Source organism: Streptomyces sp. NPDC051322 (assembly GCF_040689485.1).
Classification (GTDB): Bacteria; Actinomycetota; Actinomycetes; order Streptomycetales; family Streptomycetaceae; genus Streptomyces.
This window is the reverse complement of sequence record NZ_JBFBAK010000007.1, coordinates 195061-219294: the sequence shown is the minus strand read 5'-3', so window position 1 is coordinate 219294 and position 24234 is coordinate 195061. Positions and strand designations below refer to the sequence as shown.

The 24234-nt window shown below is 68.7% G+C and carries 18 protein-coding genes; 4 read left to right on the top strand and 14 right to left on the bottom strand.

Features of this window, described 5'->3' with window-relative positions; all coding sequences use genetic code 11:
* Positions 1–204: 204 nt before the first annotated feature.
* Together dxs and AB0436_RS18410 are read left to right on the top strand one after the other, a co-directional pair.
* Complete coding sequence (gene dxs / locus AB0436_RS18415) at positions 205–2127, top strand: 1-deoxy-D-xylulose-5-phosphate synthase (protein WP_366468933.1); 1923 nt, start codon at positions 205–207, stop codon at positions 2125–2127.
* A gap of 180 nt (positions 2128–2307) precedes the next feature.
* Positions 2308–3351 carry a hypothetical protein gene (locus AB0436_RS18410; RefSeq protein ID WP_366468932.1) on the top strand — a complete coding sequence of 348 codons (1044 nt, stop codon included), beginning with the start codon at positions 2308–2310 and terminating at the stop codon, positions 3349–3351.
* A 46-nt stretch (positions 3352–3397) separates the two neighbouring features.
* Here the strand turns inward: AB0436_RS18410 and AB0436_RS18405 are convergent, their stop codons facing one another.
* Positions 3398–4495 carry an LCP family protein gene (locus AB0436_RS18405; RefSeq protein WP_366468931.1) on the bottom strand — a complete coding sequence of 366 codons (1098 nt, stop codon included), beginning with the start codon at positions 4493–4495 and terminating at the stop codon, positions 3398–3400.
* A gap of 570 nt (positions 4496–5065) precedes the next feature.
* Between AB0436_RS18405 and AB0436_RS18400 the strand changes: the two genes are divergently transcribed.
* Positions 5066–5908, top strand: a complete 843-nt coding sequence (locus AB0436_RS18400; RefSeq protein ID WP_366468930.1) for a hypothetical protein — start codon at positions 5066–5068, stop codon at positions 5906–5908.
* A gap of 20 nt (positions 5909–5928) precedes the next feature.
* On the opposite strand, the gene AB0436_RS18395 is transcribed toward AB0436_RS18400, so the two are convergent.
* From AB0436_RS18395 to AB0436_RS18345, 11 genes are all read right to left on the bottom strand, one after another.
* The gene (locus AB0436_RS18395; protein ID WP_366468929.1) at positions 5929–7530 is read right to left on the bottom strand and encodes a glycosyltransferase; all 1602 of its coding nucleotides are present in this window, start codon (positions 7528–7530) and stop codon (positions 5929–5931) included.
* Positions 7527–8138, bottom strand: a complete 612-nt coding sequence (locus AB0436_RS18390) for an Ig-like domain-containing protein (protein WP_366468928.1) — start codon at positions 8136–8138, stop codon at positions 7527–7529. The genes AB0436_RS18395 and AB0436_RS18390 overlap by 4 nt, the downstream gene beginning before the upstream one ends.
* Positions 8139–8344: 206 nt before the next feature.
* Positions 8345–9154: a rhamnogalacturonan acetylesterase gene (locus tag AB0436_RS18385; RefSeq protein ID WP_366468927.1), complete on the bottom strand. Its 810-nt coding sequence runs from the start codon at positions 9152–9154 to the stop codon at positions 8345–8347.
* Positions 9151–10665, bottom strand: coding sequence for a bifunctional cytidylyltransferase/SDR family oxidoreductase (locus AB0436_RS18380; protein ID WP_366468926.1), 1515 nt, complete (start codon positions 10663–10665; stop codon positions 9151–9153). Before AB0436_RS18380 ends, AB0436_RS18385 begins: the two co-directional genes overlap by 4 nt.
* Positions 10666–10712: 47 nt before the next feature.
* Positions 10713–12707, bottom strand: a complete 1995-nt coding sequence (locus AB0436_RS18375) for a hypothetical protein (RefSeq protein ID WP_366468925.1) — start codon at positions 12705–12707, stop codon at positions 10713–10715.
* A 332-nt stretch (positions 12708–13039) separates the two neighbouring features.
* Positions 13040–14074 (bottom strand): signaling protein, encoded by a 1035-nt coding sequence (locus tag AB0436_RS18370; protein WP_366468924.1) that lies wholly within the window; start codon positions 14072–14074, stop codon positions 13040–13042.
* A 93-nt stretch (positions 14075–14167) separates the two neighbouring features.
* Positions 14168–16300 (bottom strand): 3-hydroxyacyl-CoA dehydrogenase NAD-binding domain-containing protein, encoded by a 2133-nt coding sequence (locus tag AB0436_RS18365; RefSeq protein ID WP_366468923.1) that lies wholly within the window; start codon positions 16298–16300, stop codon positions 14168–14170.
* Positions 16297–17517 carry an acetyl-CoA C-acyltransferase gene (locus AB0436_RS18360; protein ID WP_365851219.1) on the bottom strand — a complete coding sequence of 407 codons (1221 nt, stop codon included), beginning with the start codon at positions 17515–17517 and terminating at the stop codon, positions 16297–16299. The genes AB0436_RS18365 and AB0436_RS18360 overlap by 4 nt, the downstream gene beginning before the upstream one ends.
* Positions 17518–17685: 168 nt before the next feature.
* Positions 17686–18966, bottom strand: coding sequence for a ribonuclease D (locus AB0436_RS18355; RefSeq protein ID WP_366468921.1), 1281 nt, complete (start codon positions 18964–18966; stop codon positions 17686–17688).
* Between the two features lie 119 nt (positions 18967–19085).
* Positions 19086–19742, bottom strand: coding sequence for a response regulator transcription factor (locus AB0436_RS18350; RefSeq protein ID WP_366468920.1), 657 nt, complete (start codon positions 19740–19742; stop codon positions 19086–19088).
* Positions 19743–19999: 257 nt separating this feature from the next.
* Complete coding sequence (locus AB0436_RS18345) at positions 20000–20650, bottom strand: DUF3000 domain-containing protein (protein ID WP_366468919.1); 651 nt, start codon at positions 20648–20650, stop codon at positions 20000–20002.
* Positions 20651–20742: 92 nt separating this feature from the next.
* On the opposite strand from AB0436_RS18345, the gene hemE reads away from it, so the two are divergent.
* Complete coding sequence (hemE, locus tag AB0436_RS18340; protein ID WP_366468917.1) at positions 20743–21804, top strand: uroporphyrinogen decarboxylase; 1062 nt, start codon at positions 20743–20745, stop codon at positions 21802–21804.
* Between the two features lie 8 nt (positions 21805–21812).
* Here hemE and AB0436_RS18335 read toward each other — a convergent pair whose 3' ends face one another.
* Both AB0436_RS18335 and AB0436_RS18330 read right to left on the bottom strand, forming a co-directional pair.
* Positions 21813–23192, bottom strand: a complete 1380-nt coding sequence (locus tag AB0436_RS18335) for an FAD-dependent oxidoreductase (RefSeq protein WP_366468916.1) — start codon at positions 23190–23192, stop codon at positions 21813–21815.
* 48 nt (positions 23193–23240) lie between these two features.
* Positions 23241–24218, bottom strand: a complete 978-nt coding sequence (locus AB0436_RS18330; protein WP_366468915.1) for a DUF4349 domain-containing protein — start codon at positions 24216–24218, stop codon at positions 23241–23243.
* Positions 24219–24234 lie beyond the last annotated feature (16 nt).

Here is a 24234-nt window from a genome sequence, read left to right as displayed (position 1 = left end):
CCCGGACAGGCCCTGATGGGCACCCCACCGACGCCCGGTACCGGAACGCTCCGGTACCGGGCGCACGCGTGTGGTGCCGGGCGCCCCGTTGCGCCGTACGAGTGACGTACGACGCACCGCCCGATGACGTCCGCGGCGAATGGAACATTAGACTCGACTGGCCCGGCAAAGCTCGATCACAGTTCGACCGCAAAGGAGGCACGGGTGCCGTTGCTGACCCGCATCAGGGAACCGCGCGATCTTGACCGGCTCAGCCCGGAGCAGCTGGAACAGCTGGCCGGAGAGATCCGGACATTCCTCGTCGACGCCGTGTCCAAGACCGGCGGCCACCTCGGCCCCAACCTGGGGGTCGTCGAGCTGACGATCGCCCTGCACCGGGTCTTCGACTCGCCGAAGGACCGGGTGCTCTTCGACACCGGGCACCAGAGCTACGTGCACAAGCTGCTCACCGGCCGGCAGGACTTCGGGCTGCTGCGCACCAAGGGCGGCATCTCCGGCTACCCCTCGCGCGCCGAGTCCGACCACGACGTCATCGAGAACTCGCACGCCTCCACGGTGCTCGGCTGGGCCGACGGTCTCGCCAAGGCCAACCAGGTACTCAAGAAGGACGACCACGTCGTCGCGGTGATCGGCGACGGCGCACTCACCGGCGGCATGGCCTGGGAGGCGCTGAACAACATCGCCGCCGCCAAGGACCGCCCGCTGGTGATCGTGGTGAACGACAACGAGCGCTCCTACGCGCCCACCATCGGCGGCCTCGCCAACCACCTGGCAACCCTGCGCACCACCGACGGTTATGAGCGCTTCCTGGCCCGTGGCAAGGACCTCCTGGAGCGCACACCGGTAGTCGGCAAGCCGCTCTACGAGACGCTGCACGGGGCCAAGAAGGGCCTCAAGGACTTCATCGCCCCGCAGGGCATGTTCGAGGACCTGGGCCTGAAGTACGTCGGGCCGATCGACGGTCACGACATCGAGGCCCTGGAGTCGGCGCTGGAGCGCGCCAAGGGCTTCGGCGGTCCGGTCATCGTGCACTGCATCACCGAGAAGGGCCGTGGGTACCAGCCAGCCGAGCAGGACGAGGCCGACCACTTCCACGGCATCGGCCCGATTCACCCCGACACCGGCCTGCCCATCAAGGCCGCCGCCGCCAGCTGGACTTCGGTCTTCGGCGACGAGATGGTCAAGCTCGGCCGGGAGCGCGAGGACATCGTCGCGATCACCGCGGCCATGCTCCAGCCCGTCGGTCTGACCAAGTTCGCCAGAGAGTTCCCCGGCCGGGTGTACGACGTCGGGATCGCCGAGCAGCACGCCGCGGTCTCCGCGGCCGGCCTCGCGACCGGCGGACTGCACCCGGTCTTCGCGGTGTACGCCACCTTCCTCAACCGCGCCTTCGACCAGCTGCTCATGGATGTGGCGCTGCACAAGTGCGGTGTCACCTTCGTGCTGGACCGGGCCGGTGTCACCGGCGACGACGGGGCCTCGCACAACGGCATGTGGGACATGTCCATCCTGCAGTGCGTGCCGACCCTGCGGATCGCCGCGCCGCGCGACGCCGAGCAGGTCCGCGCCCAGCTCCGCGAGGCCGTCCGGGTCGACGACGCGCCGACCGTGGTGCGGTACTCCAAGGGCGTGGTCGGCCCGGCCGTGCCCGCGGTGGGCCGGATCGGGGGCATGGACGTACTGCGCAAGGCCGGCACCGCGAAGCCGGATGTGCTGCTGGTCTCCGTGGGCGCGCTGGCCCCGATGTGCCTGGAGATCGCCGAGTTGCTCAACAAGCAGGGCATCACCACCACGGTGGTCGACCCCCGCTGGGTGAAGCCGGTCGACGAAGCTCTGGCCCCGCTCGCCGAGCAGCACCGGGTGGTGGTCACGGTCGAGGACAACAGCCGTGCCGGTGGCGTCGGTTCCGCCGTCGCCCAGACACTCCGTGACGCGGGAGTCGACGTCCCGCTGCGCGACTTCGGCATCCCGCCGCGCTTCCTCGACCACGCGAGCCGCAAGCAGATCATGGCCGAGATCGGGCTCACCGCCCCGGACATCGCGCGTCAGGTCACCGGTCTGGTCGCGAAGATCGACGGCCGGTACGACAGCGAGCCGACCGAGGCCGTGGAGCCCGCCCGCGACTGAGCGGTGCGCGACTGAGCGGTGCGCCACTGCCCACGAGCCGCCGTTGCCGCCCCCCGTAGGGACGGGTGACGGCGGCTCATCGGGTGGCACCGCAGGGCCGCCGGCCCGCATCCGGGACTGTCAAAAACGCTCAGGTCACCGCAGAGTACGACCAGTTGAGGGGAAGGCCGGCAGCCAGCCATGTCGTCGCGTACCGCATCTTCCTCGGGCCCGTCCACCGATTGCCGGCTGCTGCGCGGCAAGGACGGCTCGCTCAGCGCGTACGCTCCCGCCGACGGCGGCATCGCGCGCTGGACCGAGCAGCGCCCCGGCGGACCCGACTGGACGGGGCCCGACCTGATCGCGGTCCCCGACAGCACCCATCTCACACTGGCGCAGGGACCGGACGCCTACGTCCATCTGCTGTCCCGGCGGAGCGACGCCCGCGGGGTCACCATCATGCACGCCACGCAGTACCAGAGGGGCCGGCCGTTCGGGCCCTGGCACTCTCTCGGCAACCACCACAAGGACCCCGAACTCGCCCGCACATTCGGAGTTCCGGCGGCCGCCGTCGGCGCCGACGGTCGCGTTCATGTCTTCGTACGCAACGCGGGACGCGGCATCAGCATGCGCAAGCAGGGCAAAACGGGCAAATGGGAAGGTTGGAAGGATCTCAAGGGCGCCAAGGTCCTGGACGGGGCGCCTGCCGCGATTGCGCTGGCCGACCGGGTCGAGCTGCTGGCCCCGGCGGACAAGCAGGTCCTGCGCTGGTGCCAGGAGGAGCCCGACGGCGATTTCGTCCAGGCCGAACCGGCCGCCGCCCGAGCGGCCGCCGGATCGGTCACCGGTGTGCGCACCGGTGACGACCGTGCCACGTACTACTGGTGCGACCCGGGAGCAGGCGTGGTCGCCCACCGCCCCGGCTCCGACGACCTCGACCTGGGCGGTGAACCGGACGGCGGTCCGGTGGCCGCGCTGCGTACGCCCATCGAGGGTTACGACTGCACGGTCCTGGCCTTCCGCGCCCGCAACGGACGCCCCACCCTGGCAGCCTGCCCCACCGAGGGCGAGGCGGACGGCCTCTGGTGGACGGAGACCGGCGAGCCCTCACTGGGCGCCCCGGCCCTCGCAGTGGACGCGGCGGGCCGGGTGGTCCTCGCCGCCATCGCGGAGGACGGCACCCTGCGCGTGGCCCGCCAGAAGTCCGAACCGGGCCTGGCACTCGCCGCCTGGACCCGGGCCTGAGGGGCGGTCCCACCCAGGCCCGGACCTGCCCCGGACCGGCCCCCGATCAGCCGCCGGTGGCGGGCGACTTCTTCGCCGATGCCGGCACCTCGGTGTCGGTGCGGATGGCCTTCCACAACTGGGTGGCCTGCGGCTCGGCCGCGACCACCCGGTTGGGGTCGATCTTGTCGTACGCCACCGGAAGCATGATGGTTTCCATCGTGTCGGGGTTGACGCCCTTCATGCTGCGGGCGAACTTGGCGAGCGAGGTGAGTGACGCCAGATCGGAGTCGGTGGTCAGCGACTTGGTCGCCGAGTTCGCGATCTTGTACGACTTCGTCGGGCTGCTCAGCAGGTCCTGCCGCTGCACCTCGCCGAGCAGATCGAGCATGAACTGCTGCTGGAGCCCGATCCTGCCGAGGTCGCTGCCGTCCCCTATACCGTGCCGGGTCCTCACGAACTCCAGCGACTGGGTGCCGTTCAGCTTCTGCGAGCCCTTCTTGAGGTTGAGACCGCTCGCTCCGTCGTGAATGTCCTGCGGGACGTCGACGGTGACCCCGCCGATCGCGTCCACCAAGCCCTTGAACCCGGCGAAGTCGATCTCCATGTAGTGATCGATCCGCACATCGGACATCTTCTCCACGGTCTTCACCACACAGGCCGGACCGACCAGCGAGTAGACCGAGTTGAACATCACACGCTTCGCGGACGGCATCGTGGAGCCGTCCTTCTTGGTGCATTCGGGCCGGGTCACCAGGGTGTCGCGCGGGATGCTCACCGCGGTGGCCCGGGTCCGGCCCTGCGGTATGTGGATCACCAGAGCGGTGTCCGAACGGGCGCCGCTGACATTGCCTCCGGCTATCTTCCCGTTGTCCCCGGCCCGTGAGTCGGAGCCCAGAACCAGCAGGTTCTGCCCGGCCGTCGGGAGCTTCTCGGGACGGTCCTTGCCGAGGGCCTGGTTGATGTCGACGCCCTTGATGTTGCCGTTGAGGTGGCTGTACATCCACCAGGCGGTGCCGCCGGCGGCCAGCAACAGGACAACAAGGATGATCAGAACAATACGCAGAGGGTGGCGCTTCTTGGACTTGCCCCGCTTGCCCGGTGCGCGGCGGGAGGGAGTGGACCGGGCATCCAGTGGTGGAGTTCCGGTGTGCTGGTGCGTCACTGCTCGTCGAGCCCTTCCGTCGGAACGCTGCGGGTGCGCGCGAGGGGAATCGGGCGGTCGAGGGGTACCGGCCCAGCTGTCAGCCTCGGGTCTCCCTGAATAATAGACAAAACTTTCGATCGGTGGGAATTGGAAGACGCTTTGGTGAAGAACCGTAGCCGGTATGACAAACTTCTGAGCTGTGAACGTGTGTTCAGTGGCCCGTAAGCGCATCGCCGAATGCCCGCGAACGCCGCACGGGACTACGAAGACACGGAAGGGCGGAACGGAGTCGTGAACCGGGGCAGGGGCGGCGCCAGAACGGCGGATACCCAGGGACGCAGCAGGCGTGCCTTCGCGGCCGGAGGAGTACCTCCGGTACCGCAGGCGGGACTTCCTACGCTCCCTGGCGATTGGGTCTTCAAAGGACAGGACGGTCGACTGACCGCCTATGTCCCTGTTCCGGACGGGCTGCACCGTTGGACGGAGGCGTCATCGGGTGGAGGTTCATGGCTCGGTCCGGACCTGATCGGCATACCCGGTTGGACCGGGCACGCCGCCCTGGGGCAGACCAGTGAGGGCTATGTCCACGTGGCTGCCGCGCGCAGGCAGCGGGTTGGCGCCGCTGCCGCCGAGATCGTGTTCGCCACCCAGTTCCAGACCGGACGCGGGCTGACCGATTGGCGGAGTCTCGGCGCGCCCGGCGACGAGATCCTCACCGGGCCGGTGATCGCCGTCAATCAGGTCTCGGGTTCCGTTCATGTGCTCGTGCTGCTGCGTACCGGCGGAATCGTACGGTGCAGCCGTGACGCGGCGGGCGGTTGGGGCCGCTGGAAGGCCGTTACGCCCGGCCCGTACACCGGCGATTTCGTGGCACTAATGCCGCATGGCGGTCCGTTGGAGATCCTTGCCGTGGGATCGGTTGTGGTGGACCGTTGGGTGGGCGTCGCGAACGGCAGATTCGAGTTGCGGGACCGGCTGAGCACGCCGGTCGTCGCGGGGTCACCGCTCAGCCTGGAGACCGGCCCCAAACGGGCCACGTATTTCTGGCGTTATCCCGGGGACGACTCCCTGGTCGCCTGGCGTCCGCCGGGGCAGGCGCAGTTGGACAGGGGTCTGTTGCCGGTAGGCGGAGCCGGCACCGGGCGGGCCGGTGCAGCCCGTGCCCTCGTCGGAGGGTTCGACTGTACGGTGCTCGCTCAGCGGGGGGTGGCCGGTGGCATCGAAGTGACCGCCTATGGCACCGAGAACGAGCATTACGGCGCCTGGCGAGCCGAGCTGGGCGGTGAGGAAGTAAGCGCACCCCGGGTGGTCGTGGACGGGACCGGCCGCATCGTGGTAGCTGCTGTCGACAGGGCGGGCAGGGTGCTGATGGCGCGTCAGGACGTCGGCCAGCAGGGGCTTGCGTTCGAAGACTGGAGCCGACTGGGCTGAACGGACCGTCCGCGGTGCGCTCACCGGGTGCCGGGCAGCGGAAGCTGTTCGCAGATCTGCAGTGAGAAGTCGCCCTGCGGTGTGTAGAAGGGGACTGCCAGGAGCTCATGGTGGGCGGAGTCAGGAGACGGGGCGATGACTACCGGCGGCCGACCGGTGACATCGACCTGATCGGAACGTTTGCGGCCCAAGCGCACCTCGCGGGTGATCCCCTCAAAGCTCACGGCGAGCCAGAGATCCCATATACCCGGTGCCAACGGTCGGCCACTGGACGTCTGACGTAGATTGACACGCGCGGAGAAACGGCCCATGGCACGCACCTTGCCCTTCGCGTTGAGCAACTTCTCGTCCCTGCGCGCGGTCACCGAGAATCGTTCCTCTGCCCCGGAAGTGCGTTCGCGCAGCACCACTTTGGTAGCCCGGTCACGCGTGGAGAGCTGCTCGAAGAAGGCGAAGCCCTCCAGGCCCAGGATCGACTTGGTCCACTGCAGACCGGTCAGTTGATGCGTCACGGTCATCTTGTCGGTGATGTCGAACAGCTCGTCCGGCAAAGCGGTCCGAGGGTCCCGAAAGAACGGCAGTGTGGTGAATACCCGGCCGTTCTCCACGATTTTCTTCGGCGCGGGCCGGTCTTTTTCGGCCTCCTGCTCAGCCATCTGTTGGGCCTCGGCGAACCACCCACCGGAAAGCAGCGCGAGGCGTACGGCCAGCGGACGCGGCAGGAGCGCCAACGCACCCGGAGTGAGGTGATTGCGCAGTACGTCCGAAGCGGCCCACATGGCACGCTCCCGCTCGGCGGGGTTGCCCGTGGAGAGGAGCAGCGAGCCGGTGGCCTTGCCGATTTCGGATTCCAGGTGACGTGAGAGCAGCCGGTCCCGCCGCGAACCTGCCGGGACCAGCCCGGCGACCAGCGACATCATCCGTGCCGCCAGAGCAATCCGCTCGGTCAGCGGTACAGCGGGTGCGGCGGACGGACCTTTGAACACACACGTCCGGTCCGCCACCACAGCGATGTTGTCCGCCTCGGTCAACGCCTGCGCGGTGAAAACCTGATCGTCGCCGATGTGCAGGTCCGTGGCGAACTGCAGCCCGCACCGATGGACCAGGCTCATCCGGAACAGCTTCTCCGGGGTGAGTGACCAGTAGACACGAGAGGTGTACAGGTCGGCGTAGTCCTGGTTGGCGCGGAACATTGATGTGGCGACCGAGTGCCGCCCGGTGCTCTCCAGTTTGCCGAGGACGACGTCGGCTTCGCTGCGGTCCGCTGCCGCGACCATCCGGGCGAGCGCGTCCGGTGCCAGCCGGTCAGCGCCCTCCAGGAAGATGACGTAACGTCCGGACGCCTGGCTCAGGCCGAGGTTGCGTGCCGCCGCCGGCCCCATCGCGTGGGGCTGCTGACCGGTACGCAGCCGTCCAGGGAAGTTCCGGATGGCGCGTGCGAGCAACGGACCGCTGTCGTCGGTGGATCCGTCATCGATCGCGATGATGTCCAGACGTTCGAGGCCGATCGACTGCTGCGCCAGGGATTCGAGACAGGCCTCGAGCGTGGTGGCATGGTTGTCCGCACGGATGATGACCGTGACGTCCGGAAGGTCGACGGCGTGCGCTGGGGTGAAGCTCACCATGTCTGTCCCCGTGGGCTCGGTGCGGTACCAGGAAGCCGTGGCCAGGGCATGCGACCCGAAAGTTCGGGCCACTGCCAGCCCCGGAATTCGGTCGTTGCCGGGTACTCGGGGAAGGCGCCCGGCACCGCGTCCAGTTCGCCGACATGGACGTTGACGGGGGCCGAGCTCTTGCGTCCGTCCGCCGTGGCGACGGTGTAATGGAACCGGTCGTAACCTGCGAAGCCAGTCGGTGCCTGATAGGAAACCCAGCCGTCCGCCGCCAACTGTGCTGTGCCGTGCACCGGCTGGGTTACCGAAATCGGGCTGCTGCCGGCCATGCCAGCCAGCACGTTCACCGAGCCCAGGTCACCAGGACGCATCAGGAGGCGCAACCCCGGCGCAGTGGCCGCCCCAACCAGCACCGAAGCGTCACTGAGCGGCCCGGTGCGGATCAGCTTCCGTCCGGAACCGTCCGGAACGGCGACTCGGATCTGCGGGCGCAACCGCGGCGCCCCCGTCGGCTCCTTGACCTGCAGGGAAACGATGCCCGACGCATTGGCCCCGGGGTCCGCCCGTACCCGGAACCAGCGCTGCGCGGGAAAGTATTCGAGCCCCTCGACCGCCACGATTTCCGCCGCCTCGGCGAGGGAATCCGCCAGGAGATAGGCGCAGCCGCGAGGGGCGCCCCCGTCGGCTGTGACAGAGAGACCGAGCTCCATCCGATCCCCCGGAGCGATGCTTTGCCCCGGGTCGACCGAGCTGTACAGGGCGGCGTACGCAGCTCCCTGGGACGGCTCCGTGCCGATGGCTCTGCCACGGCACACCAGGTGGTTCATGAGCCCTCCACGGGATTCCTCGACACGCGGGACTTGGTGCGCTCCAGAAAAGTAGCGTCGTCCAGCCAGCCCAGTTGGTCGTAGGAGAAGGAGGAGACATCGAGCCCCCTGACCCAGTGCGCCGGAATCACCCGCTGTTCGGCAAGGCTGCGGGCCACGTAGCGAGCACACTCGATGGCGCCCTCGGGGCGCAGGTGGACGTTGTCCGCGTCCTGCACGATCTCCTGCAGCGGCTCGCCGGGGCGCAGATAGGTGAACGCGTGCTGAGAGTTCTCCGGGCCGAGCTCCTCCCACCAGGCGAGACTCTGCCCGTACAGGTCGACGAGCGGAATGTGTTCCTCGCGCGCGAGCTGCCGCGTGGCTACCGGGTAGTCGCCGAGGAAGCGCGCCACATTGCCATGCCGGTCCACCCGGCGGCGCTCGAACGGCAGCAGCAGAACGGGGTGTCCCCGACGCGCGCGGACCCCTGTGGCGTAGGCGCGCATCTGCTCTACGAAGCTACCGAACGGCTCGGTATGCAGCCCGGGGTCGGGCTTCCAGTCGATCTGTCCGAAGCCGTAGATCAGATAGTCACCGGGTGCCATGTTTTCCAGAATCCACTGGAGACGGCCACGTTCCCGGAAGCTCTTGGAACTGGCGCGAGCGCGGGCGCAGTTGACTACCTCGACAGCATCGGTGAGGAACAACGGGAGAGCCTGCGCCCAGCCTGCCATCGGCAGGTGACTGACCGGGCGGCTCACGGCGGTGGAGTCCCCGGCGATGAAGATCCTTGCCCTGGAGCCCGGCGCAGGCAGGGGGTGGGTCACAGCTGCCTCACATCCGATTCCTCGGACTCCGGACCGTCCTGCTCGTTGAGGATCGCTGCGAGCGCTTGCTCGAAACCGACGCCGGCCGTCGGATCCTGCTGCCGCACGTCGATGACATGGCCGGTCATGCTGGACAGCAGCACGTCCAGCGAACTCCGGGCCACTGCCTCCGAGGAGAGCAGGGAGCCTTCGGGCTCCTGCCCGAAGGCCTTGGTGCGCATGGGCGTTGCGGTCCGCTCAGGGTTGACGCAGTTGACGCGCACCCCGTCCGGTGCCCACTCGTCCGCGAGCGCCTGGGTCAGGTTGACCATGGCAGCCTTGGTAGAGGAGTAGAGGCTGTACTCGGCACGGCCACGGGTGTAACTGCTCGAGGTGAAAAGCAGCAGCTGCCCCTGCGTTTCGCTCAGGTACTTGAACGAGGAACGGGCAATGTTCACCGGGGCGAGATAGTTGACCTCGAGTGCTTCCCGGATGGTGGCGTTATCGGTCCTGTCGAGCCGGCCGACGCGCAGGATCCCCGCGGTGTTCACGACGTAGTCGATACGACCGGTCTCGGCGTACGCCCGGCAGAACGCTTCGTCGACATGGTCGGAGCGTTCCACGTGAGTGCCGGTCGTGGAACGGCTCAGCGCGTGGACACGCGCGCCGTATCCCTCGGCCAGGCGCGCGATATCGGCGCCGATGCCGTAGGAGCCGCCGAATACCAGTATCGTCCGGCCGGCCAGGCGTTCGCGATAGAACTCCTCCGTCCCCTGCTCGGGGGTGGCGGAGGTGGCGAGCTGAAACAGCTTGTCGGCGATGAAGACATCGATGGGATGAGTGACCTTCGTATTGAACTCGTCGCCCTGCACCACGTGCACCGGAACGTCGGGAAGGTAGGTCACCACGACCGAGCAGTCGTCCGTGGCGTGGAAGCCCGGGTCGGCCGCGGCCAGTTCGTACGCATGGCGGATCGTCGAGAGCCGGAAGCCCTGAGGCGTCTGTCCCCGGCGCAGCCGCGACCGGTCGGGCACCTGGGTGATGAACTCACCGTCCTCACCGTGTGTCCGGGTGACGACGATCGTGTCCGACGAGGGAATGCCCACGTCCACGGCGAGGTAACGGTCGAGCGCGGCGACGCATTCCTTCACCACCCGCTGGGAGAGCAGTGGGCGTACCGCGTCGTGGAAGAGCAGGTTGCAGTCCTCGCCCGCGGGGACCAACTCGCCGGCCATCCGAACGGCGAGGCGGGTCGTTTCGCTGCGCGTCGCACCACCGGCCGCGACCTTCGTGACCTTGCGGAGACCGGCCTCCCGGACGATCTTCTCGGCCGCGTCGGTGTGGTCGGGCGCCATCATGACGATGATGTCGTCGATATCCGGAGCGCCCTCGAAGACGAGCAAGGTGTGCTCGAGAATCGACTTCCCGGCGATCTTCAGCAGCTGCTTCGGTATCGCGAGGCCGATGCGCTGACCGGTGCCACCGGCCAGGACCACAGCGACGGTACGGCGACGCGATGCATGACGGGACAAGAGTTCCTGCCTCCTACGGGGTGGGGCGAGCGAGATGCGCGGCGGGGCTACGCCGTGAGCTGTGGCTGTTCCGGGTACTCGATCGGAAAGTCGTCGAGCCCGCGTGCGTAGAGACTGTTCGCCGCGTTGTTGAACCGCACCGTGGACGGCGGGTAATCGGCGCCCAGCAGGTAGTCCTTGAGCTGTTCGCGGTACGGCGCCATTACGTCATGCTCGGGGAAGAGCAGCGCATTGAGCGCGTCGTTGAGTCCGTTGCAGTCGATGTCCAGGAGATAGGAGGCATACGCGGTGCGCTGTTCGTTCCTGAACTCGTCGTCGGGCAGGCCGTCCAGATTGAAGATGGCGTACGGCTTGCGAGTGGCCACGAAGTCCGACACGACGCTGGACATGTCACCGATCAGCAGATCGGAATGGTTGAAGCAGTCGTACAGTGAGGGAACCCGTTCGGTTACTACGTGGTGTGCCTCGTCCGGGATGGCGTTCCAGTAGAGCGCTTCCGCCTGGTTGCGGCTCCGGCGAACGCGCGCGGTGCGCTCCTCCTCGGTCAGGTCCGGGTACTTGGAGCGCACGCCGCGCTCCGAAAGCTCCGCGATGCGCTTGTCGATGCGGGCCAGCTTGCGGGCTGCGCTCTTTGAGTCCATGACGTTGCGGCCGAACCGCTCTGCGTTGTCCGCCTGCAGGAGAGCGATGATGCGCCGATGCGCCGCTGCGGCAGTGGGTGAGCGGGTTCCGGTGAGCGGGTGTGGCTTGTAGATGACCCGGATGCGCTGCTCGTGCGAGAGCAGCGCCTGGACCAGCTTCTCGCCTGCCGGGATCACCGACGTGTAGCAGGCGTCATCGGTCCAACCCTCCCAGGTGGGAGCGTAGATCACTGTGGGGACCTTGTTGCTGACGGAACCGGTCCAGCGGCTCAGGGACATCAACTGAGGCCGCCCTACTTCGACGATCTCGTGTGCGTTGACAGCGTGCTTGATGCGCTCATAGCGGTCGCGCCCCGCACGCCCCGCCACCCATATCTCGTCGAAGACCTTGCTGACGCGATTGCTGCTGGCCAGTTTGTCGCTGTCTCCATGGCCGATGAACACATGCTTTACTTCGGCGCGCTGGAGCATGTGCACGTTCTTGCCGGCGTTTCCCGGATACAGCGTGACGCGCAACTCGGGCATTTCCACCCGTGCCAGGTACTCGGCTTTCGGGACGCAGATGACCGGTACGGACGTCGCGTCCAAGAAGCGCAGTGTGGCTCGCTCGCGCAACACGATGATGGGTCGCAGGTCGAGTGATTCCAGCGACTCGAGCCACATGTTCACCTGGTACATGAAGTCGCGAGAGACCGCGGCGAAGGTGAAGTACAGCGCGATCTGCGGCCGGTAGATGCCGAGCTGCCGGTTCAGTTCGTCGATGGCCTCGTCCGGAGTAGGCAGAATGAGTGCGTTCCGGGCGCCGGGGAGCACAGCGAGAACGGCCACGCAGGCGACCCAGACGGTGATGATTCCGCCGAAGCCCACATATCGCCAGTCGTCGGTGACCATGGTGATCAGCGCACCGCCCACCAGCGGTATGTCGAGATGCAGCATCTTACGGACGTGCTTGGACATCAGGAACGGGTGCGGCATGCGCCGGATGTCCAGCGCGTCGAGGTCGAGGGCGCGGGTGGTGAAGGGGAGCGCGGCCCGGGTGCTGCGTACATGCTTCAGCACGCCGCCGTAGGCCAGTTGGAGGACGAAGAGCAGGAGCAGTCCGACGGTCGTGATCTTCACAACGAACGAATCGATGTCTGCGATAGAGCCGCACAGCGCCAACAGCAGGAACTGACGGATCAGAAACCGCATGGTGAGGCCGAACCGCGAGTCCCTCAGGCGGTCCAGAGTGGACGACTGGGCGGAGTGGAGCAGCAGGTCCGCCAAGTAACTGACCGCGGCGCCGTAAACGAACACAGGCAAGGACGGGATCACCACCGCCGCCATCATGACGACGAAGCTCAGCACCAGAGCACTCGATATGAGAATCCCCAGCAGGGCCTGACGGTGTTGCTTGCCCATGGCCTGTCAGGCCCTCCTTCAGCGCGGCGTCGTGCGGTGCCCGGCGTTCCGCCGGCATGGGGGATGTGTCGGGAGCTACTGCATGGCACCACACGTCGGCCGCTGCGCCACGGTGGGGCGGGCAAGCAGCGACAGTGTGAGGGATACGTGAAGCGCCCGAGGCATTCTAGGCACCGAAGCGGGCCTAAGTGAACTTTTGATGAGTGAAAAGCGACTTAGTGGACGCCCGGATGCTGAAGAGTTATCGACGCCCGATCGCCGTGTGATCTGCGCCTCTTCTTCCAACATCCGCCGCGGTTGCTCTGTGTGTCTGTGAGATAACCCTCCGGCGCTCAGGGCGTGAAGCCGTAGACGCTCAGGTTCCGGCGCCCAGGCACCTTCGTCGAGAAACCCATACACAGCCGCGGTTTCGGTGAGAGCTGCACGGCCAGCCCCTCCGGCTCCCGGAACGTCAGCAGTGGATCCACAGTGACACGATGGCGGCCTGCCATTTTGCCGGTCCTCAGGTCAATTGCGGAGATATAAGTATTTCCGCCCGAGCCGGGAGGATTGCCGCCGCTGGCGTCGCTATAAGGATTTCCGGTGAGTTGATAGATGAAATCCCCATGGAGCGCACCGCCTTGGAAGGGTTCGCCTTTGTGCCGTGCGATATCGCGCACCGTGTGCATGGGCTCGTACCGTCCGGCGGCGAAGTCGCTCATCCGGTAGACGGCGTATCGGTGTTCCTTGCCTGCCCAATGGCTGATCAGGGCTCGGCCGCCTGCGACGTCCAACGCCGGTTCGTTGCGCAGCGTGCCGGGGAGAGGGGTGTGATGACGTACGGAAGGGGAGGCGCTGTCGAGCACCGCACCATCACTGAACGGAATCCGGGCCACGGAACGTCCGTAGCCGGTCGCGGGATCCGCCTGGGACTCCACCCACAGCATTACCCCAGAGCCCGAGGGCTCGATACCCAGGGATACGCCGTGGCCGAACCCGCGTAGATACATGTGGCCGAGAAGCGATCCGGTCCGGGACAGTCGGGAGACGCACATGTCGCCGTGGCGGAGCCGTGCGGCGTACCCGACAGGCTTCGGCTCGCCGGCCAGCCACAGGCCGTCCTGCATCTGTTGGACTGCGTAGAGATCGCCGCGGGTGTCGTCGAAGGCGAATGACTGAGGGCCTGTGACGTCGTGCAGCGCGGTGGCGGACAGCACTTGGGACGGCGATGCGATGGCGAACTCGCCGGCCGCGCGGGCAGGTGTATGCGGCTCGGGATCCGCCGCCTCGCGGCCGGCCACCACACCACCAGTGGCGACGGCGGCCGTCACGGCCCCGCCCGCCCACAGCAGCGATCTGCGGCTGATGTGCCGCCCGGTGTCGGTCATATCTGCGGTGCCGCCGTTCCTGAAGGGGGAGGAAGCGACGAACGCCCGTCCACACGTGGTGCGGACGGGCGTTCGTCGCCTCGGTCGATCAGGTTACGCCGGAACGCTCGCCACGCCCCGCTCCAGGAACGGCTTGCCGTTCACCCGCTCGCTGACGCCCTGACGGTCCAGGTACGGCGTGATGCCGCCCAGGTGGAAGGGCCAGCCGGCGCCGGTGATCAGGCAGAGGTCGATGTCCTGGGCCTCGGCAACGACGCCCTCGGACAGCATCAGCCCGATCTCCTGGGCCACGGCGTCCAGTACGCGATCGCGGGTCTGCTCCTCGGTCAGGACCGAGGTGCCCTGCTTGAGGAGGGCGGAGACCTCGGGGTCCAGTTCGGGCTTGCCCGAGTCGTAGACGTAGAAGCCGCGCTTGCCCGCCTTGACGACGGCGGCCAGGTTCTCCGAGACGGTGAAGCGCTCCGGGAAGGCGCGGTGCAGGGTCTCGGAGACGTGCAGGCCGATGGCCGGGCCGACGAGTTCCAGCAGCACCAGCGGGGACATCGGCAGGCCCAGCGGCTCGATGGCGCGCTCGGCGACCGCCACGGGGGTGCCCTCGTCGATGACGTTCTGGATCTCGCCCATGAAGCGGGTGAGGATGCGGTTGACGACGAACGCCGGGGCGTCCTTCACCAGGACCGCGGTCTTCTTGAGCTTGCGCGCGACGCCGAAGGCGGTGGCCAGCGAGGCGTCGTCGGTCTGCTCACCGCGGACGATCTCCAGCAGCGGCAGGATCGCGACCGGGTTGAAGAAGTGGAAGCCGACGACCCGCTCCGGGTGCTCCAGCTTCGACGCCATCTCGGAGACCGAGAGCGAGGAGGTGTTGGTGGCGAGGATCGCGTGCGCCGGAGCGACCGCCTCGACCTCCGCGAACACCTGCTGCTTGACACCGATCTCCTCGAAGACCGCCTCGATGATGAAGTCGGCGTCGGAGAAGCCCTGGGCCTTGTCCAGTACGCCGGTCACCAGCGCCTTGAGGCGGTTGGCCTTGTCCTGGTTGATGCGGCCCTTGCCGAGCAGCTTGTCGACCTCGGCGTGGACATACCCCACGCCCTTGTCGATCCGCTCCTGGTCGATGTCGGTCAGCACGACCGGCACCTCCAGGCGACGCAGGAAGAGCAGCGCCAGCTGAGAGGCCATCAGGCCCGCGCCGACGACGCCGACCTTGGTGACCGGGCGTGCCAGGTTCTTGTCCGGGGCGCCGGCCGGGCGCTTGGCGCGCTTCTGCACCAGGTTGAACGCGTAGATGCCGCTGCGCAGTTCGCCGCCCATGATCAGGTCCGCGAGGGCGCGGTCCTCGGCTTCGAAACCCTGGCGCAGGTCACCGCTCTTCGCTGCGGCGATGATGTCCAGCGCGCGGTACGCGGCCGGGGCGGCGCCGTGCACCTTGGAGTCGGCGATCGCCCTGCCGCGGGCCACCGCCTGGTCCCAGGCCTCGCCGCGGTCAATCTGCGGGCGGACGACCTCGATCTCGCCGCGCAGTACGGCGGAGGTCCAGATGAGCGACTGCTCCAGGAAGTCGGCGCCCTCGAAGATCGCGTCGGCGATCCCGAGCTCGTAGACCTGCTTGCCCTTGAGCTGACGGTTCTGGTTGAGCGAGTTCTCGATGATCACCGAAACCGCGCGGTCCGCGCCGATCAGGTTCGGGAGCAGCGCACAGCCGCCCCAGCCCGGCACCAGGCCGAGGAAGACCTCGGGGAGCGAGAAGGCGGGCAGCGCCTTGGTCACCGTGCGGTACGCGCAGTGCAGCCCGACCTCGACACCGCCCCCCATGGCGGCGCCGTTGTAGTACGCGAAGGTGGGCACCGCGAGAGCGGAGAGCCGCTTGAAGACGTCGTGGCCGCCCTTGCCGATGGCGAGTGCGTCCGAGTGGTTCCTGAGCAGCTCGACGCCCTTGAGGTCGGCGCCGACCGCGAAGATGAACGGCTTTCCGGTAATGCCGACACCGACGATCGCGCCCTCAGCGGCCTCCTTCTCGACCTGGTCGATGGCGGCGTCCAGATTGGCCAGCGACTGGGGGCCGAAGGTGGTCGGCTTGGTGTGGTCCAGGCCGTTGTCGAGTGTGATCAGAGCGAACCTGCCCGCGCCGCCCGGCAGATCGAGGTGGCGTACGTGCGCCTCGGTCACGACCTCGCCGGGGAACAGCTCGGCCGCGCCCTTCAGAAGCTCAGAGGTGGTGGTGCTCACTTGGTGCCTCCGTCGAAGTGCGGGTTCTCCCAGATGACCGATGCGCCCATGCCGAAGCCGACGCACATGGTGGTCAGTCCGTACCGGACCTGCGGCTGCTCCTCGAACTGCCGCGCCAGCTGCGTCATGAGACGCACACCGGAGGACGCGAGGGGGTGCCCGAAGGCGATCGCGCCGCCGTACTGGTTGACCCGCGCGTCGTCGTCCGCGATGCCGTAGTGCTCGAGGAAGGCGAGCACCTGGACGGCGAAGGCCTCATTGATCTCGAACAGGCCGATGTCGTCGATGGAGAGCCCCGCCTTGGCGAGGGCCTTCTCGGTCGACGGGATCGGGCCGTAGCCCATCACCTCCGGCTCGACGCCCGCGTAGGCGTACGAGACGAGGCGCATCTTGACCGGCAGGCCCAGCTCGCGCGCGGTCTCCTCGGAGGCGATCAGCGAAGCGGTGGCGCCGTCGTTGAGACCGGCGGCGTTTCCGGCGGTGACCCGGCCGTGCGCACGGAAGGGCGTCTTGAGACCTGCGAGCGACTCCAGAGTGGTGCCGGGGCGCATCGGCTCGTCGGCGGTGGCCAGGCCCCAGCCGGTCTCTCCGGCTTCAGCGTTGGTGCGGCGTACGGAGACGGGTACCAGGTCCTGCTGGATCTTGCCGTTGGCGTACGCCTTGGCGGCCTTCTCCTGCGAACGGACCGCGTACTCGTCGGCGCGCTGCTTGGTGATCGTCGGGTACCTGTCGTGCAGGTTCTCGGCGGTCATGCCCATGAACAGGGCGGACTCGTCGACGAGCTTCTCGGACACGAAGCGGGGGTTCGGGTCGACCGCCTCACCCATCGGGTGCCGGCCCATGTGCTCGACGCCGGCCGCGACGACGATGTCGTACGCGCCGAAGGCGATCGAGCCCGCCGTGGTGGTCACGGCGGTCATCGCGCCGGCGCACATGCGGTCGACTGAGTAACCGGGTACGGACTGGGGCAGCCCGGCGAGGATGCCCGCGGTGCGGCCGAGGGTCAGGCCCTGGTCGCCGATCTGCGTGGTCGCCGCGACGGCGACCTCGTCGATCTTCGCCGGGTCCAGATCCGGGTTGCGGCGCAGCAGCTCCCGGATCGCCTTCACGACAAGATCGTCGGCGCGGGTCTCGTGGTAGATGCCCTTCGGGCCCGCTTTGCCGAACGGGGTGCGGACGCCGTCGACGAAGACGACGTCCCGGATGGTACGAGGCACGGTGGCTCTCCTCCAGGGTGCGGGATGGCACTGCTGCTGCGGGCACGCCGGGGCGCGCTTGCGCACTGCCATGCTACCCACGAGTAACCATGCTGCACAGTATTGGGGGAGGGAGCGGTGAACGTCACACCGTGGCTACCGGGGGCGATACCCCCGGCAACCACGGTGTCAGGCCTGGTCCGCCGCCCGGACCGCGGTGAGCAGCAGCGGCGCGACCTGCTCGATCTGCCACCGACGCGCCCCCAGGCCGGCCAGAACGGCCGAGATCGTCTCGAGGGTCCGCTCCCGGGGAGGCTCCCAGCACACCCGCCGCACCGTGTCCGGCGTCATCAGATTCTCCTGCGGCATGTTCAGCTGTTCGGCGAGTTCCGACACGGACGCACGCGCTGCGGAGAGCCGGGCGGCGGCAGCGGGGTCCTTGTCGGCCCAGGCACGGGGCGGTGGCGGTCCTGCCACCTGCTGGCCGGGCTGCGGGAGCTCGCTGTCGGGGAGGACCCTGGCGCGGTCGACCGCCGCCTGCCACTGTTCGAGCTGGCGCTTGCCCATCCGGTGGCCGAAACCGGGCAGTGCGGTGAGCTGCTGGACGTTCAGCGGCAGACCGAGCGCCGCCTCGACGATCGCGCCGTCACCCAGCACCTTTCCGGGCGAGATGTCGCGCCGCTGCGCGACGGCGTCGCGGGCGTTCCACAGTTCCCGTACGACCGCGAGCTGCCGGCGCCGGCGCACCTTGTGCATGCCGGATGTGCGGCGCCACGGGTCCTTGCGCGGTGGTGCGGGGGGCGCCGTCGCGATGGCGTCGAACTCCTCCATCGCCCAGCCCAGCTTCCCCTGCCGGTCGAGCTCCTTCTCCAGCGCGTCCCGCAGGTCCACCAGCAGCTCTACGTCGAGTGCGGCGTAGCGCAGCCAGGGATCGGGCAGCGGCCGGGTCGACCAGTCGACGGCGGAGTGGCCCTTCTCCAGGGTGAAGCCCAGGACGTTCTCGACCATGGCGCCGAGCCCCACCCGGGGGAACCCGGCGAGCCGGCCGGCCAGCTCGGTGTCGAAGATGCGTGTGGGGATCATGCCTATTTCGCGCAGGCACGGAAGATCCTGGGTGGCTGCGTGCAGCACCCATTCGGCGTCGTCGATGGCCGCGCCGAGGGCGGAGAGGTCGGGGCAGCCGACCGGATCGATCAGCGCGCTGCCGGCGCCCGCCCGGCGGAGCTGGACCAGATAGGCGCGCTGTCCGTAGCGGTAGCCGGACGCCCGCTCGGCGTCGACGGCGACCGGCCCGGTCCCTGCGGCGAACGCCGCGACCACGTCGGCCAGTGCTTCATCGGTGGCGACCACCGGCGGAATGCCCTCGCGGGGCTCCAACAAGGGGATCGGCGCCTGTTCGACGTCGACCAGGGGAGCGCCCCCGGTGGTTCGCAGTGCTGTCTCTGCTGCGGTCTCTTGAGCGTCGGTCACGCGCCAAGAGTATCTGTCAACGCAGCGCACCCGTCGACGGAACGTTCCGTCGACGGGTGCGGAGGGGTGCAATTGAGTCAGTGCCGGGCCGTGCGGTGTCTCGGGTCTGGTGTCTCGGGTCAGTGGATGATTCCGGTGCGGAGGGCCACCGCCACCATGCCGGCCCGGTCACCGGTGCCGAGCTTGCGGGCGATGCGGGCGAGATGGCTCTTCACGGTCAGGGCCGACAACCCCATGGAGACGCCGATGGCCTTGTTGGACTGGCCTTCCGCTACCAGCCGCAGCACCTCGACCTCGCGGCCCGAGAGCTCGCGGTAGCCGCCCGGGTGGCTCGGGGCACCCGGGGGGCGACGCTGCATCCGGGTGGCGCCGATGGGTGCGGCGCCGGGCCGGGTCGGGTGGCCGATGTTCGTACGGGTGCCGGTGACGACGTAGCCCTTGACACCGCCCGCGAGGGCGTTGCGGACGGCGCCGATGTCGTCGGCGGCGGAGAGCGCGAGGCCGTTGGGCCAGCCTGCGGCCCGGGTCTCGGAGAGCAGGGTCAGCCCGGAACCGTCGGGCAGGTGGACGTCGGCCACGCAGATGTCGCGCGGGTTGCCGACACGGGGGCGGGCCTCCGCGATGGACGACGCCTCGATGACGTCACGTACTCCGAGGGCCCACAGATGGCGGGTGACGGTGGAGCGGACGCGGGGGTCGGCCACGACGACCATGGCCGTCGGCTTGTTCGGGCGGTAGGCGACCAGGCTTGCGGGCTGCTCGAGGAGAACGGACACCAGGCCTCCTGGGAAGGTGCGGAACGGTGCCGGCGGGGGATGGGCGCCGGGGGGAACCGTGCTTGAAGGGTCACAGACTCCTTCGGCAGCAATCCCGCCCGGCTTTAGAGAATGATCACGATTTGGTGAGTAACAATTCGGGCAAATCGGACGCGCGATCGATCTTTCGAAAAGTGCCCGTGCCGAAACCCGTACGCAGAGAAGCCCCGGTCGGGGAAGAAATCGGGGGAGAAACGCGTGATCTCGGGTCCGTGCGGCTACGGCGCCTGCGGTCCCCGCCGCTGCGGCAACGAGACCACCCCGGTGTCCACCGGACCGGCCGGCGGCAGGCCGGCGATCTGGCACAGCAGATCGCACCACGCGGCCAGATGCGCAGCGGTGTCCGGGACGCCGTTCGCACCCTCCCGCGGTGTCCAGGAGGCCCGGATCTCGATCTGGGTGGCGGGCCTGCGCTCGGCCAGGCCGCCGAAGTAATGCGAGCCCGCCCGCGTGACGGTGCCACTCGCATCGGTGTAGGGCAGGCCCCGGCCCTGCAGCGCACCGGTCAGCCACGACCAGCAGACCTCCGGCAGCAGCGGGTCCACGGCCATTTCCGGCTCCAGTTCCGCCCTCACCAGGGTCACCAGACGGAACGACCCGTGCCAGGCGTCCTGCCCGGCCGGGTCGTGGAGCAGCACCAGTCTGCCGTCGGCCAGATCGTTCTCGTCCTCGACGACCGCGGCCTCCAGGGCGTAGGCGTAGGGCGCCAGACGCTTCGGGGGCTTGGTCGGGTCGATCTCCATCTCGGGCCGGAGCCGGGCCGACTGCAAGGCATCGACCGCCTGCCGGAAAGCCGGCGGGACGGAGGCCGTCTCCGCAGTGTTCACACCGTCAGCGCCATCTGAAAATCGTCCCTGAGCCGCAGCCATGCCGGGAAGACTAGGCGGAACGAGGCCCGGGCGTGGGGAGAGACACCCGGCCCGGGGCAACGGCTTGTGCACTGCGTGCGAAACTTCTGAGTGTGAGTGCCAACGACCGCCCCAAGGGCGCCCAGAACCCGACATATGACTCCGCTTTCCTCAAGGCGTGCAGGCGCGAGCCGGTGCCGCACACGCCGGTCTGGTTCATGCGGCAGGCCGGTCGTTCGCTTCCCGAGTACAAGAAGGTGCGCGAGGGCACCGCGATGCTCGAATCGTGCATGCGGCCCGACCTGGTCACCGAGATCACGCTGCAGCCGGTCCGCCGCCATGGGGTCGACGCCGCGATCTACTTCAGCGACATCGTCGTGCCGCTCAAGGCCATCGGCGTCGACCTCGACATCAAGCCCGGCGTCGGCCCGGTCGTCGCGCAGCCGATCCGCTCCCGCGCCGACCTCGCTCAGCTCCGCGACCTGGAGCCGGCCGACGTCTGGTATGTCACGGAGGCGATGGGCCTGCTGACGGACCGGCTCGGCTCGACCCCGCTCATCGGTTTCGCGGGGGCGCCGTTCACGCTGGCGAGCTATCTGGTCGAGGGCGGACCGTCCCGTAACCACGAGCACACCAAGGCCCTGATGTACGGGGACCCGGAGCTGTGGGCCGATCTGCTGGACCGGCTGGCCGAGATCACCGCCGCCTTCCTGCGGATCCAGATCGAGGCGGGCGCGAGCGCCGTCCAGCTCTTCGACTCCTGGGTGGGCGCGCTGGCCCCCGCGGACTACCGGCGCTCGGTGCTGCCCGCGTCCGCGAAGGTCTTCGAAGCGGTGGCTCCGTACGGGGTCCCGCGCATCCACTTCGGGGTCGGTACCGGCGAGCTGCTCGGGCTGATGGGCGAGGCGGGCGCGGATGTGGTGGGCGTCGACTGGCGGGTGCCGCTGGACGAGGCGGTACGCCGGGTCGGGCCCGGCAAGGCGCTCCAGGGGAACCTGGACCCGGCCGTCCTGTTCGCCTCGCCGGAGGCGGTGCGGGCCAAGACGGACGAGGTGCTTGCCGCGGGGGCCGGCCTCGAGGGGCATGTCTTCAACCTGGGCCACGGTGTACTGCCGACGACCGACCCGGACGCGTTGACCCGCCTGGTGGAGTACGTCCACACCCGGACGGCCTGAACGCGGCCTCACCCACCCGAGGCCCGGACAGCCGTCACCGCCTTGCGGGCGGCGACCAGGACGGGGTCCCACACCGGCGAGAACGGGGGAGCGTATCCCAGGTCGAGGGAGACCATCTGCTCCACGGTCATCCCGGCGGTCAGCGCCACCGCTGCGACGTCCACCCGTTTCGCCGATCCCTCGCGGCCGATGATCTGCACGCCCAGCAGCTTGCCGGTGCGGCGTTCGGCGAGCATTTTCACCGTCATCGGGGTGGCTCCCGGGTAGTAGCCGGCGCTGTTGGTCGATTCGATGGTCGCCGTGACGAACTGCCGGCCCGCCGCGCGGGCGTCCTTCTCGCGCAGGCCGGTACGGGCGATCTCCAGGTCGCAGACCTTGCTGACGGCCGTGCCGACGACGCCGGGAAACGTGCCGTATCCGCCGCCGATGTTCGAGCCGATGATCTGGCCGTGCTTGTTCGCGTGGGTGCCGAGCGCGATGTGCCGCATCCGCCCCGAGACGAGGTCGAGCACCTCGACACAGTCGCCGCCGGCCCAGATGTTCTCGTAGCCCCGCACCCGCATCGACAGGTCGGTCAGCAGGCCCCCGTGGTCGCCGAGCGGGAGTCCCGCCGCACGGGCCAGGGCGGTCTGCGGGGTCACACCGATGCCCAGGACCACGACGTCCGCCGGATACTCGGTGTCTTCGGTGGCCACCGCCCGCAGTCGCCCGGCGTCATCGGCAAGGATCTTGGTGACCTCGGCGCCCGACACGGTGGTGATGCCCATGCCGTCCATCGCCTGACGCACCAGCCGCCCCATGTCGGGATCGAGGGTGGCCATCGGCTGCGCGTCCCGGGTCAGCACCGTCACCCCGTAGCCGCGGTGCAGCAGCGCCTCGGCCATCTCGACGCCGATGTAGCCGGCGCCGACCACGACCGCGCGCCTGCCCCCCGTCGCTCGCAGGGAGTCGATCAGGGACTGGCCGTCGTCGAGCGTCTGCACCCCGTGCACGCCCGGGGTGTCGATGCCGGGCAGATCCGGGCGCACCGGCCGGGCGCCGGTCGCGATGACCAACTCGTCGTACCCGGTCCAGGACCCGGAGCCCGAATCGAGATCCCGGGTCCGCACCCGCTGCCCGGCGACATCGATCTCGGTGACCGCGGTGCGCATCCGCAGATCGATCGCCCGCGCGCGGTGTTCCTCGGGCGTACGCGCCACCAGATCGTCGCGCTTCTCGACCTCGCCGCCGACCCAGTACGGGATCCCGCATGCCGAGAAGGAGGTGAACCGGCCGCGCTCGAAGGCGATGATCTCCAGCTCGTCCGGGCCTTTGAGCCGACGAGCCTGGGACGCCGCGGACATGCCCGCCGCGTCCCCGCCGATGACCACCAGTCGTTCCGCCGCCATGGCCCGTCCTTCCGTGTCAGCCGGGGCCCGAGGTCACCGGACCAGCCGTCAGCTCTGCTGTCGTGTCTCTTCCTGAGAAGGTACGTGCGCGGGCGGCGGAACATTCCCTCCGGCCGCCGGTCGGGCCTTCCGGAGCTGCGGCAGCCGCTTGCCGAGCAGCCGCCGGAGCAGCCAGAACGCGGCGATCACCGCCGCGAACGGGGCGACCGCGGCGACCACGATCACGATCCACTTGAGCACCACGACAAAGGCGTGCCAGCCGCCGCCGAGTGCGTCGAGGAAGCCCGGACCGTCGTCCTTCTTCTCCTCCTTCGTCTGCCGGTTCTTCGCGGGCTCGGAGAGGTTGAGGGTGATGGTCGCGAGATCGGTGCGGTCCCTGAGCGAGGCCTGCTGGGCCAGCAGCGACTCCAACTCCGCTTCCCTGCTGCTCAGTTCCCCCTCGAGTGAGACCACATCGCTGAGCTGGTCGGCCTGGTCCATGAGGGTGCGGACCCGGGCGACGCTCGCCCGCTGCGAGGCGATCCGGCTCTTGACGTCGACGACCTGGTCGGTGACGTCCTCGGCGTCGGCCTTACGGCTCAACAACGTGCCCGAGCCCTGGAGTTCGGAGAGGACCGCGTCGTACTTGTCCTGCGGGACGCGCAGAACGACAGTGGAGCGCACCTGACCGCCGCCGTCGCGTTCGGTGGACTCGTTGCCGACGAAACCGCCGGCGTCCTCGGCCGCCGTGCGGGCATCGTTGAGTGCCTTCTCGGTGTCCTTGACCTCCACGCTGAGCTCGGCCGTTCGGATGATCTTGTTGGCGATCGGCGACGGCGTCTTGCCGCTCGGCTTCGCAGCGGGCCCGGCACCCGACCCCGAGCCGGTGGCGGCGCTCCCCCCGGCCGGCCTCGCCGCACCGCCCGCGCTGTCGGCGGCCGCCTTGTGGGCGCTGCTGCTGCCGCCGTTGTCACCGGCCGCGCCGCAGCCACCGACGGCGACCGAAGCGGTGAGCAGAACCGCCGCAAGGATTCTGGCTGCGCGCATGTGGGCTCCCCCCGAA

Bases quoted from the DNA above. Each gene is read 5' to 3' on its own strand.
- AB0436_RS18370 (WP_366468924.1), bottom strand. From the start codon at position 14,074: ATGACCGACACCGGGCGGCACATCAGCCGCAGATCGCTGCTGTGGGCG.
- AB0436_RS18410 (WP_366468932.1), top strand. From the start codon at position 2,308: ATGTCGTCGCGTACCGCATCTTCCTCGGGCCCGTCCACCGATTGCCGG.
- AB0436_RS18335 (WP_366468916.1), bottom strand. From the start codon at position 23,192: ATGGCGGCGGAACGACTGGTGGTCATCGGCGGGGACGCGGCGGGCATG.
- AB0436_RS18375 (WP_366468925.1), bottom strand. From the start codon at position 12,707: ATGGGCAAGCAACACCGTCAGGCCCTGCTGGGGATTCTCATATCGAGT.
- AB0436_RS18345 (WP_366468919.1), bottom strand. From the start codon at position 20,650: ATGGCTGCGGCTCAGGGACGATTTTCAGATGGCGCTGACGGTGTGAAC.
- AB0436_RS18330 (WP_366468915.1), bottom strand. From the start codon at position 24,218: ATGCGCGCAGCCAGAATCCTTGCGGCGGTTCTGCTCACCGCTTCGGTC.